General features: G+C 70.1%; 14 protein-coding genes. 9 read left to right on the top strand and 5 right to left on the bottom strand.

Annotated features, from left to right (window positions below):
• Nucleotides 1–62: 62 nt before the first annotated feature.
• Entirely contained in the window at nucleotides 63–812 is a 750-nt protein-coding gene (locus MWM08_RS23910; RefSeq protein ID WP_244409021.1) for an aspartate/glutamate racemase family protein, read from the bottom strand.
• A 234-nt stretch (nucleotides 813–1,046) separates the two neighbouring features.
• On the opposite strand from MWM08_RS23910, the gene MWM08_RS23905 reads away from it, so the two are divergent.
• The 3 genes from MWM08_RS23905 (at nucleotide 1,047) to MWM08_RS23895 (ending at nucleotide 4,757) form a co-directional block, all read left to right on the top strand.
• Nucleotides 1,047–2,666 carry an ABC transporter substrate-binding protein gene (locus MWM08_RS23905; RefSeq protein WP_244409020.1) on the top strand — a complete coding sequence of 540 codons (1,620 nt, stop codon included), beginning with the start codon at nucleotides 1,047–1,049 and terminating at the stop codon, nucleotides 2,664–2,666.
• Between the two features lie 149 nt (nucleotides 2,667–2,815).
• Complete coding sequence (locus MWM08_RS23900; protein WP_244409019.1) at nucleotides 2,816–3,769, top strand: ABC transporter permease; 954 nt, start codon at nucleotides 2,816–2,818, stop codon at nucleotides 3,767–3,769.
• A gap of 76 nt (nucleotides 3,770–3,845) precedes the next feature.
• Nucleotides 3,846–4,757, top strand: coding sequence for an ABC transporter permease (locus MWM08_RS23895; protein WP_244409018.1), 912 nt, complete (start codon nucleotides 3,846–3,848; stop codon nucleotides 4,755–4,757).
• 149 nt (nucleotides 4,758–4,906) lie between these two features.
• Here MWM08_RS23895 and MWM08_RS23890 read toward each other — a convergent pair whose 3' ends face one another.
• Nucleotides 4,907–5,539, bottom strand: coding sequence for a glutathione S-transferase family protein (locus MWM08_RS23890; RefSeq protein ID WP_244409017.1), 633 nt, complete (start codon nucleotides 5,537–5,539; stop codon nucleotides 4,907–4,909).
• A gap of 66 nt (nucleotides 5,540–5,605) precedes the next feature.
• Nucleotides 5,606–6,340, bottom strand: a complete 735-nt coding sequence (locus MWM08_RS23885) for a Crp/Fnr family transcriptional regulator (RefSeq protein ID WP_244409016.1) — start codon at nucleotides 6,338–6,340, stop codon at nucleotides 5,606–5,608.
• 76 nt (nucleotides 6,341–6,416) lie between these two features.
• On the opposite strand from MWM08_RS23885, the gene MWM08_RS23880 reads away from it, so the two are divergent.
• Nucleotides 6,417–7,421, top strand: coding sequence for a sensor histidine kinase (locus MWM08_RS23880; RefSeq protein ID WP_255751373.1), 1,005 nt, complete (start codon nucleotides 6,417–6,419; stop codon nucleotides 7,419–7,421).
• 63 nt (nucleotides 7,422–7,484) lie between these two features.
• Here MWM08_RS23880 and gshB read toward each other — a convergent pair whose 3' ends face one another.
• Nucleotides 7,485–8,432: a glutathione synthase gene (gshB, locus tag MWM08_RS23875; RefSeq protein ID WP_244409014.1), complete on the bottom strand. Its 948-nt coding sequence runs from the start codon at nucleotides 8,430–8,432 to the stop codon at nucleotides 7,485–7,487.
• A gap of 400 nt (nucleotides 8,433–8,832) precedes the next feature.
• Between gshB and MWM08_RS23870 the strand changes: the two genes are divergently transcribed.
• On the top strand, nucleotides 8,833–9,312 hold the full coding sequence (locus MWM08_RS23870) for a hypothetical protein (RefSeq protein WP_244409013.1): 480 nt from the start codon (nucleotides 8,833–8,835) through the stop codon (nucleotides 9,310–9,312).
• On the opposite strand, the gene MWM08_RS23865 is transcribed toward MWM08_RS23870, so the two are convergent.
• Complete coding sequence (locus MWM08_RS23865; RefSeq protein ID WP_244409012.1) at nucleotides 9,245–10,714, bottom strand: helix-turn-helix domain-containing protein; 1,470 nt, start codon at nucleotides 10,712–10,714, stop codon at nucleotides 9,245–9,247. The genes MWM08_RS23870 and MWM08_RS23865 overlap by 68 nt on opposite strands.
• Before the next feature lie 202 nt (nucleotides 10,715–10,916).
• On the opposite strand from MWM08_RS23865, the gene aceA reads away from it, so the two are divergent.
• The 4 genes from aceA to MWM08_RS23845 all read left to right on the top strand — a co-directional run bounded on the left by aceA (nucleotide 10,917) and on the right by MWM08_RS23845 (nucleotide 13,682).
• Nucleotides 10,917–12,191, top strand: coding sequence for an isocitrate lyase (gene aceA, locus MWM08_RS23860; RefSeq protein WP_244460021.1), 1,275 nt, complete (start codon nucleotides 10,917–10,919; stop codon nucleotides 12,189–12,191).
• An 18-nt stretch (nucleotides 12,192–12,209) separates the two neighbouring features.
• Nucleotides 12,210–12,380: a hypothetical protein gene (locus tag MWM08_RS23855; RefSeq protein WP_244409011.1), complete on the top strand. Its 171-nt coding sequence runs from the start codon at nucleotides 12,210–12,212 to the stop codon at nucleotides 12,378–12,380.
• Nucleotides 12,381–12,506: 126 nt separating this feature from the next.
• Nucleotides 12,507–13,049 carry a cytochrome b gene (locus MWM08_RS23850; RefSeq protein WP_244409010.1) on the top strand — a complete coding sequence of 181 codons (543 nt, stop codon included), beginning with the start codon at nucleotides 12,507–12,509 and terminating at the stop codon, nucleotides 13,047–13,049.
• Between the two features lie 96 nt (nucleotides 13,050–13,145).
• Nucleotides 13,146–13,682 carry a rhodanese-like domain-containing protein gene (locus MWM08_RS23845; protein ID WP_244409009.1) on the top strand — a complete coding sequence of 179 codons (537 nt, stop codon included), beginning with the start codon at nucleotides 13,146–13,148 and terminating at the stop codon, nucleotides 13,680–13,682.
• Nucleotides 13,683–13,693 lie beyond the last annotated feature (11 nt).

The following is a 13,693-nucleotide window of genomic DNA, read 5'->3' as shown; positions in this document are numbered from 1 at the left end:
GGGTGGCGCCTGCGCCGGTCGTCCGGGGCCTTGGCGCGCAGCCGCCGCGATCGCCGGCGGGATCAGCGTGCGGCGGCAGCCAGAAGGCGGTCCAGCGACGGCGCCAGGCCGGCCTGCGGCGCCTGGACCGCGCGCGGTGGCGCCATGGCGGTGGCCGCCAGGGCCTCGGCAAGCCCGCAATCCAGGCTGTCGAGCACCGGGACGCGCACCATGGGTGCCAGTCGTTGCGCGAGCCCCGCCAGGCCGGCGCCACCCAGCACCACCACGCCCGCGCCGTCGGCCGCGGCATCGTTCGCGGCCGCGGCCAGGATCGCCAGGGCCCCATCCGGGTCACGGGCGATCATGTCGCCGGTCGGCGCCACGCCGCGCACCAGCACGCGGTCCGGGCCATGGCCGCGCACCAGGGCGAAGTCCTGCAGCATCGGAACCCAGGCGGCGCCGCCGGTCAGCAGCGCGATGCGCGGGGCGATGTGGAGCGCAGCCGTGATCGAGGCCTCGGCCAGGCCGTGCACCGGGATGGGCAGCACTTCGCGCGCCGCCTCGATGCCCGGTTCGCCGAAGCAGGCGATCAGCGCCGCATCGAAGCCGCGCGGATTGGCCGGGCCGACATGCTCGGCCAGCGCGGCCAGCACCGCATGGCCGGCGATCGCCACCGCCGCGCGCGTGGCGATGTAGCGGGCGCCGAAGGGGGCAGTGGCGGGGATGATCTCGGCCGGCGGCAGGCCGAGCCTGGGCAGCGCTTCGGCCGCGCGGGCGGCCAGCAGGTCGGTGATGGCCGGGTCGGTGTTGCCGTTCAGCAGGAGCAGTCGCATGCGCCGGGATCAGCATGGCGGTGGCGGGGGCGCAAGGGCCGCCCGTTCCGGGGCAGGCTGCCATTGTTGTGGGCAGCGTCCGGCAGGCCGGTGCAGGATGCCGCGGGGTGGCCGATGGCATGGGCCTTGCTGCCCCCCTGTGCTCCGCCAGGCCGCCATCCTGACGGAACCAGGGGGCGGGCCTGCGTGGCCACCCCCCGGGAGAGAACGACAAACACAAAGGGACATGGCCCGATGCGACTGCGACGCTTCCTGCTCACCGCCTGCCTGGCCGCGCTGCCGGCCCTGGCCACCGCCCCCGCCGCCCAGGCGCAGGGCACCATCCGCATCGGCATGACCGCGGCCGACATCCCGCTGACCAACGGCCAGCCGGACCAGGGATTCGAGGGCAACCGCTTCACGGGCATCCCGCTGTTCGACAGCCTGACCATGTGGGACCTGTCCTCGGCCGATCGGCCCTCGACCGTGATCCCGGGCCTGGCGACCGAATGGCGCGTCGACCCGAACGACCGCACGCGCTGGATCTTCACGCTGCGCCGCGGCGTGCGCTTCCATGACGGCAGCGAGTTCAACGCCGATGCCGTGGTGTGGAACGTGCGCAAGGTGCTGGACCGCGAGGCGCCGCATTTCGATCCGCGCCAGGTCGGCGTGACGGCCACGCGCATGCCGACGCTGCGCCGCGCCGAGAAGATCGACGACTACACGGTCGCGCTGTTCACCAGCGAACCCGACAGCCTTCTGCCGATCAACCTGACCAACCTGTTCATGGCATCCCCCGCGCAATGGGACCGCCACCGCGCCGCCAGCCCGAATGCCGAGGCCGCCTGGGGTGCCTTCGCGCGCGAACCGTCCGGCACCGGCCCGTTCCGCGTGACGCGCTTCGTGCCGCGCGAACGGCTCGAGATGGCGCGCTTCGACGGGTACTGGGGCGAGAAGGCGCGCGCCGAGCGCATCGTGCTGCTGCCCATTCCGGAAGCCAATGCGCGCACCGCGGCGCTGCTGTCGAACCAGGTGGACTGGATCGAGGCGCCGTCGCCGGATGCCATTCCGCAGTTGCGGTCGCGTGGCATGACCATCACGTCCAACGCGCAGCCGCATGTCTGGCCGTGGCAGCCCTGCTTCGCCGAGAATTCCCCGCTGCGTGACGTGCGGGTGCGGCGCGCCATCAACCTGGCGATCGACCGCGAGGGGCTGCGCACGCTGCTGGGCGGCATGATGGCCGTGCCGGTCGGCACCGTGCCGCGCGGGCATCCGTGGTTCGGCAACCCGTCCTTCAATATCCGCACCGACAAGGCCGAAGCGCGGCGCCTGCTGGCCGAGGCGGGCTACACGCCGCAGCGGCCGCTGACGCTGCGCGTGCAGATCAGCGCGTCGGGGTCGGGTCAGATGCAGCCGCTGTCGATGAACGAGTTCCTCCAACAGGACCTCAAGGAAGTCGGCGTGAATGTCGAGTTCGACGTGATCGAGTGGAACGCGCTGTTCACCAACTGGCGCAATGGGTGCCAGCACGCCAGCGCGCGCGGGGCGCATGCCACCAACGTCTCCTTCGCCGCGATGGACCCCTTCTTCGCCATGGTGCGCTTCTGGGACTCCAAGATGGCGCCGCCGGTCTCGAACAACTGGGGCCATTTCAACGACCCGCGCTTCGACGCCATGATCGCCGAGGCGCGCAACGCCTTCGACCCGGCCGAGCGTGACGCCGCGCTCGCGCGGCTGCATGCGGCCGGCGTGGACGAGGCGCTGTTCATCTGGATCGCGCATGACGTCGCACCGCGGGCGATGTCGCCGCGCATCCGCGGCTATGTCCAGCCGCAGTCGTGGTTCGTCGATCTCCGCCTGCCGTACATCCAGTGACCCCCACGACAGTTTGGCGTTGCTCCGCTCGCGCGTCGCACCACCAAACCGTCGCGGGGACCCCGGATTGGTGATGATCCTGGGGGCGTCGTTCCTCCCGCCGCGGCAAAGCCGCGGCGGGGCTTCAACGGAGTTCAGAGGGTGACCCGATGTTCTTCTACCTGATCAGGCGCATCCTCTACGCCATCCCGATCGCGCTCGCGGTCGGGTTCGTCTGCTTCATGCTGGTGCAGATCGCGCCGGGCGATCCGATCAACGCGATCGTCCCCGCCGACGCGCCGGGCGATGTGGTGGAACAGGTCCGGCGTGACTACGGCCTCGACAAACCGCTGCCGGTGCAGTTCGGCATCTGGCTGCTGAAGGTGGTGCAGGGGGATCTCGGGCGGTCGCTCGCGACCGGGCGCAGCGTGTGGTCGGACCTGTCCAGCGCGATCGGCAATACGTTGATGCTGGCACTGGTGGCTTCTGCCATAGGCTTCATCCTCGGCTGCACCCTGGGCGGGCTGGCGGGCACGTTCCGCGGGTCATTCATCGACCGCGCGGCGGTGGGCATCGCCGTGGCCGGCGTGTCGGTGCCGCACTACTGGCTCGGCATGGTGTTGGTCATCATCTTCTCGGTTCAGCTGAACTGGCTGCCGGCCATGGGGGCCGGGCCCGGCGGGTCAGCCGACTGGGCCTGGAACTGGGAACACATGCAGCACCTGGTGCTGCCGGCGGTCACACTCGCGGTCATCCCGATGGGCATCGTGACGCGGACGGTGCGCGGCATCATCGCCGAGATCATGAACCAGGAATTCGTCACCGCGCTGCGCGGCAAGGGCCTGACGCGCATCGGGATCTTCATCCATGTCGTGAAGAACGCCGCGCCGAACGCGCTGGCGGTGATCGGCCTGCAGCTCGGCTACCTGATGGGCGGGTCGATCCTGGTGGAGACGGTGTTCTCCTGGCCGGGGACGGGGCTGCTGCTGAACAACGCGATCTTCCAGCGCGACCTGCCGGTGCTGCAGGGCACGATCCTGGTGCTGGCGATGTTCTTCGTGGCGCTGAACCTGGTGGTGGACCTGATGCAGACGGCACTCGATCCCAGGATCAAGCGCGCATGAACGAACGCGTGACGCATCATGCGCGCTGCACCGGCAGGCGCGGCATGCACCTGGCAGGCGTGAAGGGGACAGGGCGATGAACAGCGCGACAACCCCGACGGCGGCGGAGGCGGAGCTTGCCATCCAGGCGCGGCAGGCGGTGGCGAAGGGCCAGGGCTACTGGGGCGGCGTGTGGAAGCGCCTGCGGCGCGACCCGCTGACCATTGCCTGCGCCGTCGTGCTTCTGGTGATGCTGCTCGCGATCGTCTTCGCCGGCGTGATAGCGCCGCACGACCCCTATCAGGGGTCGATGATCCGCAGGTTGCGTCCGATCGGCACGCCGAACTACCCGCTGGGCACGGACGAACTGGGCCGCGACATGCTGACGCGGCTGCTGCATGGCGGGCGACTGTCCTGGTTCATGGGCATCACGCCGGTGGCGCTGGCCTTCGTGATCGGCACGGCGCTTGGCGTGCTGGCGGGCTTCGCGGGCGGCAAGGTGAACATGGCGATCATGCGCACCACGGACGTGTTCTACGCCTTTCCGTCGGTGCTGCTGGCGGTGGCGATCTCGGGCGCGCTGGGGGCGGGTATCTTCAACGCCATCCTGGCGCTGACGCTGGTCTTCGTGCCGCCGATCATCCGCGTGGCGGAAAGCGTCACGACGGGCGTGCGCAACCTCGATTTCGTGGATGCCGCGCGCGCGTCCGGCGCTTCGGCCTTCACCATCGTGCGGGTGCATGTCCTGGGCAACGTGCTGGGGCCGATCTTCGTCTACGCGACCTCGCTGATCAGCGTGTGCCTGATCCTGGCGTCCGGCCTGTCCTTCCTGGGGCTGGGCACCAAGCCGCCGGAACCCGAATGGGGGCTGATGCTGAACACGCTGCGCACCGCGATCTATGTGCAGCCCTGGGTGGCGGTGCTGCCGGGCGTATGCATCTTCGTCACGTCGATCTGCTTCAACCTGCTGAGCGACGGGCTGCGCCAGGCGATGGATGTGAAGGGCTAACGCCCTTCACTTCCATCGCGTCGCGTTTGTCGGGCACGCCTTGCGGCGTGACGGCTGCGAAGGGCTGATCGCGCGTCGCCCGCCCACTGACCGAAGGTCCAGGAGACTAAGTTTCCTGGCGGGGGTCGAGGGGGCAGCGCCCCCTCGCCTTATGTCATCGGCACCGCCACCCAGCGCTGGAATCCCGGCCGCGCGCCGACCGCCCCATACCAGGCGCTGAGCGCCGGCAGCACCGGCATGCCCGCCACCCGCACCTCATCACCGAACCACCGCCGCGCGTAGCAGCCGAGCACGATGTCCGCGATCGTCATCGCGCTGCCATCGACGAACGGCCCGCCATGCCGCGCGATATGCGCATCGAGCATGGTCCAGCATTCGCCCGCCGCCTTCGCCGCGGCCACCACGGCGTTCATGTCGCGCTTCTCCGCGGGCGTGCGCACCAGGCCCCAGAACAGGTTGCGCTCCGCCGGCCCCAGCGTTGAGAGCTGCCAGTCCATCCAGCGATCCGCCGATGCGCGCGCCGCAGGGTCGGTTGGGACCAGCGGGCTGCCGTGCTTCATCCCCAGGTAGCGCAGGATCGAATTCGATTCGTACAGCACGAAGCCGCCATCCTCGATGGTCGGCACGCGGCCGTTCGGGTTCATGGCGCGGTACTCTGGCGTGTTCACCACGCCGTGCTCCATGCCGGCATCGGCCCGCTCGTACGGGATGCCGAGTTCATCGAGCATCCACAGTACCTTCTTGACGTTGACCGAATTCACCCGGCCCCAGAGCTTCAGCATCCGTGCCCTCCCCGCTGGCGGGCGCAGGCTATCCGGATTCAGGCGCGCGCGGAAACCGCGCCCGGCCTACAGCAGCGGGCGGCGCGGCGCCGGTTCTTCCCAGTACCGGCCCACCCTGCGCATGGCGCGCAGGTCCCCGATCGCCAGGCGTTGCCCGTCCAGGCGGATGAACCCGCCCTTGCGCAGCCGTTGCAGCACGCGGTTGGTGTGCACGACCGACAGGCCGAGCGCGTCGGCGATGTGCAACTGCGTCAGCGGGAAGCCGATGCTGCCATCCTCGACCAGCCCGGCGGAGGCCGCGCGCTTGTACAGGTGCACCAGCAGCGCCGCGACGCGCTCCATCGCGGTCCGCCGCCCGACCGTCAACACCGCATCATCGACGAGCCGTTCCTCGTGCGCGGCAAGCCAGGTGATGTCGAGCGCGATGTCCGGGTTGTCCCGGAAGAAGCCCGGAATGGCATCGGTCGCGAAGGCGCAGAGATTGACGGCGGTCAGCGCCTCGACCCCATGCGGCAGGTTCGCGAGCAATTCGCCCTGCAGGCCGAGCAGGTCGCCGGGCAGCAGGAAGTTCAGGATCTGCCGCCGCCCATCCTCCAGCGTCTTGAAGCGGAAGGCCCAGCCCGACAGCAGCACATAGACGCGGGTGGTCGCCTGGTCCTCCGCCAGGATGGTCGCGCCGGACGTGCACAGCCGCTGCCCGACCTTGGCGCCGGAAATCGCGGCCAGCGCGGTCGGTCCGACCGGCTTGAAGGCCGCGAGCGGACGTAACGGACAGTCCGAACAGGGGATCGGCGGTTCCATCACAGACGTTATCCCAGGTTAATGACTGGGCCGCGAGATGGTTGCAGAGTGATCCTGCAATAGGAGAGCGAACGGCTTGGCCGTATGGGGTGCGCCCGGCGGCAGGCCGTGGATCGGATGGACTATCGGGGCGGCGTCCTTCGCCGTGGCGTTCCTGGCCCGCTACCACTTCGCCGAGGCGATGGCGGGGCTGCCCTTCGTTACCTTTTTCCTGGCGGTGCTGCTGACGTCTTTCCTCGGTGGCTGGCGGCCTGCCACCGCGGTCGCCGCGGCGTCGCTGCTGGCGGCCGCCTACTGGTTCCTGCCGCCCTACGGGCAGTGGAAATTCGCCTGGCCGCAGGATGCGGTGGCGCTCGGCTTCTTCGTGCTGGTGGCCGGCAGCCAGATCATGCTGGTGCACCGCCTGACGGGGGCGCTCGCGCGGCTGGAATGGAAGCGGACGCAGATGGAGGCTCTGCGCGCGTCCGAGCGGCTCATGTTCAGCGAATTGCAGCATCGCGTCGCAAACGGCATCCAACTCGTCGCCAGCCTTCTCTCGCTCGAGGCGAGCCGCGTCGAAACGGCCGAGGATGCCCGCGTGGTGCTCGACGATGCCGTGTCGCGCCTGTCGATCGTCGCCACCGTCCATCGCCGCCTGCACGACCCCGATCTGGGCGAGGCCGGCTTCGAGAAGGCGCTGGAGAGCCTAGCGCGCGATATCCTCTGCGCCGCGGGGCGGCAGGATGTCGAACTCGTCGTGCGGGCGCCGCGCCTCGCCATCACGCCGGCCGACGCGACCTCGCTATCCATGATCGTCGCCGAGGGGGTGACGAATGCGATCAAGCATGCCTTCGCCGATCGTACGACTGGACGCATCGATATTCGCTTCGGAGCCGATGCGGTGGGCGAGCGGCGGCTGACGCTGCGCGATGACGGCCCTGGCTTCGCCCGCCTGCCGGACGAGGATGGCGAGAGCCTCGGCGTGCTGGTGATGAGCAGCATGGCCCGGCGCCTCGGCGGATGGCTCGTGCTGGGCAATGCGCCGGAGGGCGGGGCGCTGGTGACGGTGGTGATGCCCGAGCCAGGTGCCGCCGCGGCATGACGGGCCGCGGCGGTCGGTGCCGGATTCACCGACGCGCCGTGTGGCGACCGTTCAGAAAGGCAGTCAGCGCTTCGCCTCGATCGCGTCCCAGATCGCGCGCTCCAGGTGCACGCCGTCGAAGCGCGCGATCTCCTGCAGGCCGGTGGGCGAGGTGACGTTGATCTCGGTGAGGAAGCCGCCGATCACATCGATGCCCACGAAGATCATGCCGCGCTTCTGCAGTTCAGGGCCGATCGCGGCGCAGATTTCGCGCTCGCGGTCGGTCAGTTGCGTGGGCTCCGGGCGGCCGCCGACATGCATGTTGGACCGTGCCTCGCCGGCCGCGGGCACGCGGTTGATCGCCCCCATGGCCACGCCATCGACCAGGATGATGCGCTTGTCGCCCTCGCGCACCGCCGGGACGTATTTCTGGATCACCAGGGGCTCGCGGGAGCGCTCGGTGAACATCTCGACCAGCGCGTTCATGTTGGGGTCTTCGGGGCGCAGGTGGAACACGCCCGCGCCGCCATTGCCGAACAGCGGCTTGATGATGATGTCGCCGTGCTCGCGACGGAAGTCGGCGATGCGGCGGCGGTCGGCGGTCACCATCGTGACCGGCATCAGATCGGGGAAATGGGTGACGAACAGTTTCTCGGGCGCGTTGCGCACCGCAGCCGGGTCGTTCACCACCAGCGTCTTCGGATGAATGTGTTCGAGGATATGCGTCGCGGTGATGTAGCCCATGTCGAAGGGCGGGTCCTGGCGCATCAGCACCACGTCGGCACCGGTGCCGAGGTCCAGCTCCTCCTCCGCGCCGAAGGTGAAGTGGTTGCCGACTTCGCGGCGGACCTGCACCGGCTTCGCCCAGGCGGTGACGCGCCCGCCGCGCAATGCCAGGTCCCGCACGTGGTAGTGCCACAGCGCATGGCCGCGCGCCTGGCCCTCGAGCATCAGGGCGAAGGTGGAATCGGCGTCGATGTTGATGGTCTCGATCGGGTCCATCTGGACCGCGACGCGAAGGCTGCGGGGCATGGGCGCATTCCTGAACCTCGTCCGGGACGGACGGTGTGACGACGGGTCCGGGGCGGACCGCTTACGCCCGTGGTGCCACCACGCGCGGCATTGCGAAAGGGGGCGGTGCCGCTTCGGGTTGCGCCGCGTGGCGCGCGCCTGCCATCCGGTGACCGGCCCCGCCAGCCGCGCCGGTGACAGGACGGACGGCGCAGCCGAGGGCGCGGGTCGGTGCCGAAATTCTCGTACAAAAACCGTATGCTACGCTCTGTTCACGCAACTCACAGTTGTTTTAGGTTAAGTCGATACGATTTCGGGTTATCTTTTGAACTGAGCGTGGCATAGATTTCCGCATCGTTAAGGCCCCGCGGGGCCGGTAATGCGGCAGGACGCCGCGCCCCCTGATGTTCCGGGACGCGCCATGTCCATCGCCCTGTTGTTCGACCCGCTGCTGCTGCTGCTCGACGATCCCGCGCTGCTTGACGCCCTGCTGGCCGGCGAGGACCCGGATCTCGCGGCCGCTGTGCCAGGCGCCCCGTCGCCTCAGCCGCCGGCGTCCTTCCCCGACGCCCTGCTGCCCGGCGAGGGCCCGGATCTCGCGGCCGCGGTGCCAGGCGCCACATCGCCTCAGCCGCCGGCGTCCGTCCTGCCCGAGGACCCCGTGACGACGATCGAGGAACTCGAGGCGCTGCTCGCCGACCTCGAGGCCGCGGCGCGCGACGCGCTGACGGATGCCTTCGGCGTCGACCCCGACCCGATGGGCGATATCGATGCCTTCATCACGGCCTTCGCCGGCCTCGAACCGTCGCCCGAGGGCGAGGCGCCTGCAGCGGTCAGCGGCGAGGGGTCGTCGGACTCGTTCGCGGCGGAGACGGTGCGGGAGGATTGGGCGCTGGGCTGACCGGCGCCCGCGCCACGGTTTCGAACCGGTAGGGCGCTGCACCTTCCACCGCCGGATCCAGCACCAGCCGATGTTCGAGCGGCGGGAAGGCGCGCGAACGGCATTCCGCCCGGTCACAAAGCCGGCAGGACAGGCCGATGCCCACCGCCGCCGCGTCGAGTTCAAGCCCATCCGCATAGACTAGGTCCGGGGCGCGGGAGATGTCGCAGCCCATCGCGACCACATGCACCGGCGGCGGTTCGCCCCAATGCGCGGCGGGTGATTGGACGGATCGCGCGACGGTCAGGAAGGTCGCGCCATCGGGCAGGCGCGCCACCTGCACGCGGATGCGCCCCGGTGTGCCGAAGGCCTCGTGCACCACCCAGCGCGGGCAGGACCCGCCGAAGCGCGCGAAGGGAAAGCCGGCCGCGGAGAAGCGCTTGCCGACATTGCCCGCCGGGTCGACGCGCAGGAAGAAGAAGGGCACGCCGCGCGCGCCGTCGCGCTGCAGGGTGGACAGGCGCTGCGCAGCCTGTTCGAAGCTCACGCCGAAGCGCGCGGCCAGGGCCTCGATGTCGTGGCGCAGGTCGCGCGCGGCCGCCAGGTAGGGCGCGTAGGGCATCAGCAGCGCGGCGGCGGCATAGTTCAGCAGGCCGATGCGCATCATCTGCGCGGCCTCGGGCGTGGAGGGCTCGGCGCCGGCCAGGGCGGCGTCGACGGCATCGCGCGCTTCCAGCAGCATCAGCGTGAACGCCATCTGGAAGCCGCGGGATTCGCGCGGCAGGGATTCCGACAGGTACAGCACGCGCGCCGCGGCATCGTGCCGGCGCATCGCCCCGTCCAGCGGGCCGACCTGCACGGCCAGGCCATGCGCGCGGCGCAGCCGTTCGGCGATGGCGTGGTTCATCTCGGCCGGGCGCGCGGCGAGGTCTCGGCCGATCGCTTCTGCCGCGGCCTCGATCGCCGGGAAGTGGTTGGCGCGGTCGTGGAAGAAGTCGCGCGTCTCCTCGTTGGGCAGCAGGATGCGCCGACCGGTCGGCAGCGCCAGGCCCGAGGAATCCTCGCGCGCCACGCGCCAGGCGCGATAAAGCGCGAGCATCGCGCGCGACGCGTTGGGCGCCGAGGCGGCGAGGGTCGCGACCTCGGCTTCCGGGACTTCCTCGAGCCCCAGCATGGGGTCCGAGAGCACCTCCCGAAGGCCGGATTCCAGCTGCCGTTCCGCGCTGCCGGAGAGTGCGGCGAGCTCGACGCCCAGCACCTCGGTCAGCTTGATGAGCAGCGACGCGGTGACGGCGCGCTGGTCGTGCTCGATCAGGTTCAGGTAGCTGGCCGAGATGCCGAGCCGCACCGCCAGCCCCTGCTGCGTGAGGCCGCGCTCGCTCCGCAGGCGTCGTACCGTTCGGCCAATCAGCGGGCGGGCCATCGCTTTACACCCTTCACAGATTCGGCCGTCCGGCTGTGCGAAACGCGACCATCTTGCGGCCTGGAGCGCAGGATTGCTGGTGCGCTTCGGCGATGCAATGTGAATTATTCACGGGCGCCGGACGGTCCGGCCTGGAGTTCAGATGACGATGCGCCCGCACACCACGCCCTGCTTCGCGCCCGATGGCTCCGCCGGCGGCGGCATGCCGCCGCAGGACCCGAACCGCTTCGCCGGCATCCGTCGCGACTACACCGAGGCCGATGTGGCGCGCCTGGCGGGGTCCTTCCGGGTGCGCCACACGCTGGCCGAGAACGGCGCGCGCCGCCTTTGGCAGCTGCTGCGCGAGGAGCCCTTCGTGAACACGCTCGGCGCGCTGACCGGCATGCAGGCGCTGCAGCAGGTCAAGGCCGGGCTGAAGGCGATCTATCTGTCGGGGTGGCAGGTCGCGGCGGATGCGAATTCCGCGGGGCAAATGTACCCGGACCAGTCGCTCTATCCGGTCGATTCCGTCCCGAAGGTGATCAGCCGCATCAACGCCTCGCTGCGGCGCGCGGACCAGATCGCGACGATGGAACGGCTCGATGGCAAGGCGGATGACCGCACGCACTACATGGCGCCGATCGTGGCCGATGCCGAGGCCGGCTTCGGCGGCGCGCTGAACGCCTACGAGCTGATGCGCGCCATGATCGAAGCGGGCGCCGCCGGCGTGCATTTCGAGGACCAGCTGGCCTCCGAGAAGAAGTGCGGCCACCTGGGCGGCAAGGTGCTGGTGCCGATCAGCCAGCACATACGCACGCTGAACGCGGCGCGGCTCGCCGCCGACGTGGAAGGCGTTCCGACGGTTCTGCTGTGCCGCACCGATGCCGAATCGGCGCAGCTGCTGACCGCCGATGTGGACGAGCGCGACCGCCCCTTCATCGGCAACGACCGCACGCCGGAGGGCTTCTTCCGCATCCGCCCCGGCATGGGCAAGCAATACGCGATCGCGCGCAGCCTGGCCTATGCGCCCTATGCCGACCTGCTGTGGTGGGAGACGTCGGATCCCGACCTGCAGGATGCGCGCGACTTCGCGGAAGCGATCCATCGCGAATTCCCCGGCAAGATGCTGGCCTACAACTGCAGCCCGTCCTTCAACTGGCAGCGCAAGATGGGCGTGGAGGCGGCCGCGCAGTTCCAGCGCGAGATCGGCGCCATGGGCTACAAGTTCCAGTTCGTCACGCTGGCCGGGTTCCACTCCCTGAACCTGTCGATGTTCAGGCTGGCGCGCGGCTACGCCGAGCGCGGCATGGGTGCCTATTCCGAACTCCAGCAGGCCGAATTCGCCGAAGAGGCCAACGGCTTCACCGCGGTCCGCCACCAGCGCGAGGTCGGCGTCTCCTACTTCGATGCGGTGGCGATGGCGGCCTCGGGCGGCCGGTCCTCCACCACGGCGATGGAACACTCCACCGAAACCGCGCAGTTCGTCCCTGCGCATTGAACGAGAGGAAACGAGATCATGAGCAACGACCGCCACGACGACGGCCTGGTGCATTCCCATCGCTGGGCCACCGAACCGCACCGCCGCCCCCAGCCGCGGGTTGTGATCAAGCCCCGCGACGACCACGATGACGGCCTGGTGCATGCGCATGGCTGGGCCTGCGGGGATCGGGGCCGCCCGGCGCATTGAGGCTGCGGGTCGGGGGCCGCATCGGCCCCCGGCCCATCTTCTCCGTGGCTTGCGCGACGTCAACGACAGGCCGTGCGGACTCGCGGATGGTGTGTGCGGCGCATCGATGCGCAAGGGACACACCCGATGACACCGGCCCGCTATTCGATCCCCTCGATCCTCCTGCACTGGACCATGGCACTCGCCATCGCACTCGCCTGGGGCGGCGCGCAACTGGCCGAGGCCCTCGCCCGTGGCCCGTCGCGGACGATGGTCTTCGGCGTGCACGCGCTGATGGGCCTGGCGGTGCTCGCGCTGCTGCTGCCGCGCCTGCTCGCGCGACTGCTTGGCGCCGCCCCTCGCGCCGCACCCCGCGCGCCGATGTGGGAACAGCGCCTGGGTGCGGCGGCGCATCTGTTGCTTTATGCCTTGATGATCCTGCTGCCGCTGACAGGCCTGCTGACGGCGCTGACAGGGCGCGCACCCTTCGACCTCGCCGGGCTGGCGACGCTGCCGAACGCCCTTGTCGCCACGGGCCTGCGCGGCACCGTGAAGGGGGCGCACGAGGTGCTGGCCAATGTGATGCTCGGCGCCGTCGCCCTACATGTCGTCGCCGTGCTCTGGCACGCCTTCGTGCGGCGGGACGGTGTGGCGGGGCGCATGATCCCGTGGCGCACGCGCACCGCTTGACATATCCATGCGCAATTCCGAATAGATAGGATGTGGCCCGCTGGTGTGGTCGGCATACCGCCATCCCCACCGGCGCGGCCGGAGCCCGTCCGTGCCATGACCCTGCCGACCATCTCCGCTGCCCGTGCCTGCGCCATGCTGCGCGACGGTGGCGCGCTGCTCGTGGATGTGCGCGAAGCCGATGAGCGTGCGCGCAGCCATGTGCCCGGGTCTGCGCATCTGCCGCTCTCGCGGCCGCAAGATGCGGCGCTTGTGGTCGGTGATGGCCGGCCGGTGATCTTCCACTGTGCGTCGGGCGCGCGCACGGCGCAGGCCGCGGCGCGCCTGGCCGCCCATGCCGGCGATGGCGGCGCCTTCATCGTCGAGGGCGGCATCGACGCGCTGCGCCGCGCCGGCGTGGCGGTGGCCGAGGACCGCCGCGCACCACTGCCGCTGATGCGCCAGGTGCAGATTGCCGCCGGGTCCCTGGTGCTGGCCGGCGTGCTGATGGGCGCGCTGGTGGCCCCGGGATTCTACGGGATCGCGGGCTTTGTCGGGGCCGGCCTGGTGTTCGCGGGCGTGTCGGGCTTCTGCGGCATGGCGAACATCCTGGCGCTGATGCCGTGGAACCGCCGTACGATCGAATCTCAATAAATCTTTAACGC

It is taken from the genome of Roseomonas fluvialis, from assembly GCF_022846615.1.
Taxonomy (GTDB): domain Bacteria; phylum Pseudomonadota; class Alphaproteobacteria; order Acetobacterales; family Acetobacteraceae; genus Neoroseomonas; species Neoroseomonas fluvialis.
Note: the sequence above shows the minus strand (reverse complement) of the source record. Positions and strands in the feature narration are given on the sequence as shown.

Bases quoted from the DNA above. Each gene is read 5' to 3' on its own strand.
- MWM08_RS23895 (WP_244409018.1), top strand. From the start codon at position 3,846: ATGAACAGCGCGACAACCCCGACGGCGGCGGAGGCGGAGCTTGCCATC.
- MWM08_RS23865 (WP_244409012.1), bottom strand. From the start codon at position 10,714: ATGGCCCGCCCGCTGATTGGCCGAACGGTACGACGCCTGCGGAGCGAG.
- aceA (WP_244460021.1), top strand. From the start codon at position 10,917: ATGCCGCCGCAGGACCCGAACCGCTTCGCCGGCATCCGTCGCGACTAC.
- MWM08_RS23900 (WP_244409019.1), top strand. From the start codon at position 2,816: ATGTTCTTCTACCTGATCAGGCGCATCCTCTACGCCATCCCGATCGCG.
- gshB (WP_244409014.1), bottom strand. From the start codon at position 8,432: ATGCCCCGCAGCCTTCGCGTCGCGGTCCAGATGGACCCGATCGAGACC.
- MWM08_RS23910 (WP_244409021.1), bottom strand. From the start codon at position 812: ATGCGACTGCTCCTGCTGAACGGCAACACCGACCCGGCCATCACCGAC.
- MWM08_RS23850 (WP_244409010.1), top strand. From the start codon at position 12,507: ATGACACCGGCCCGCTATTCGATCCCCTCGATCCTCCTGCACTGGACC.
- MWM08_RS23845 (WP_244409009.1), top strand. From the start codon at position 13,146: ATGACCCTGCCGACCATCTCCGCTGCCCGTGCCTGCGCCATGCTGCGC.
- MWM08_RS23890 (WP_244409017.1), bottom strand. From the start codon at position 5,539: ATGCTGAAGCTCTGGGGCCGGGTGAATTCGGTCAACGTCAAGAAGGTA.
- MWM08_RS23855 (WP_244409011.1), top strand. From the start codon at position 12,210: ATGAGCAACGACCGCCACGACGACGGCCTGGTGCATTCCCATCGCTGG.
- MWM08_RS23905 (WP_244409020.1), top strand. From the start codon at position 1,047: ATGCGACTGCGACGCTTCCTGCTCACCGCCTGCCTGGCCGCGCTGCCG.
- MWM08_RS23885 (WP_244409016.1), bottom strand. From the start codon at position 6,340: ATGGAACCGCCGATCCCCTGTTCGGACTGTCCGTTACGTCCGCTCGCG.
- MWM08_RS23870 (WP_244409013.1), top strand. From the start codon at position 8,833: ATGTCCATCGCCCTGTTGTTCGACCCGCTGCTGCTGCTGCTCGACGAT.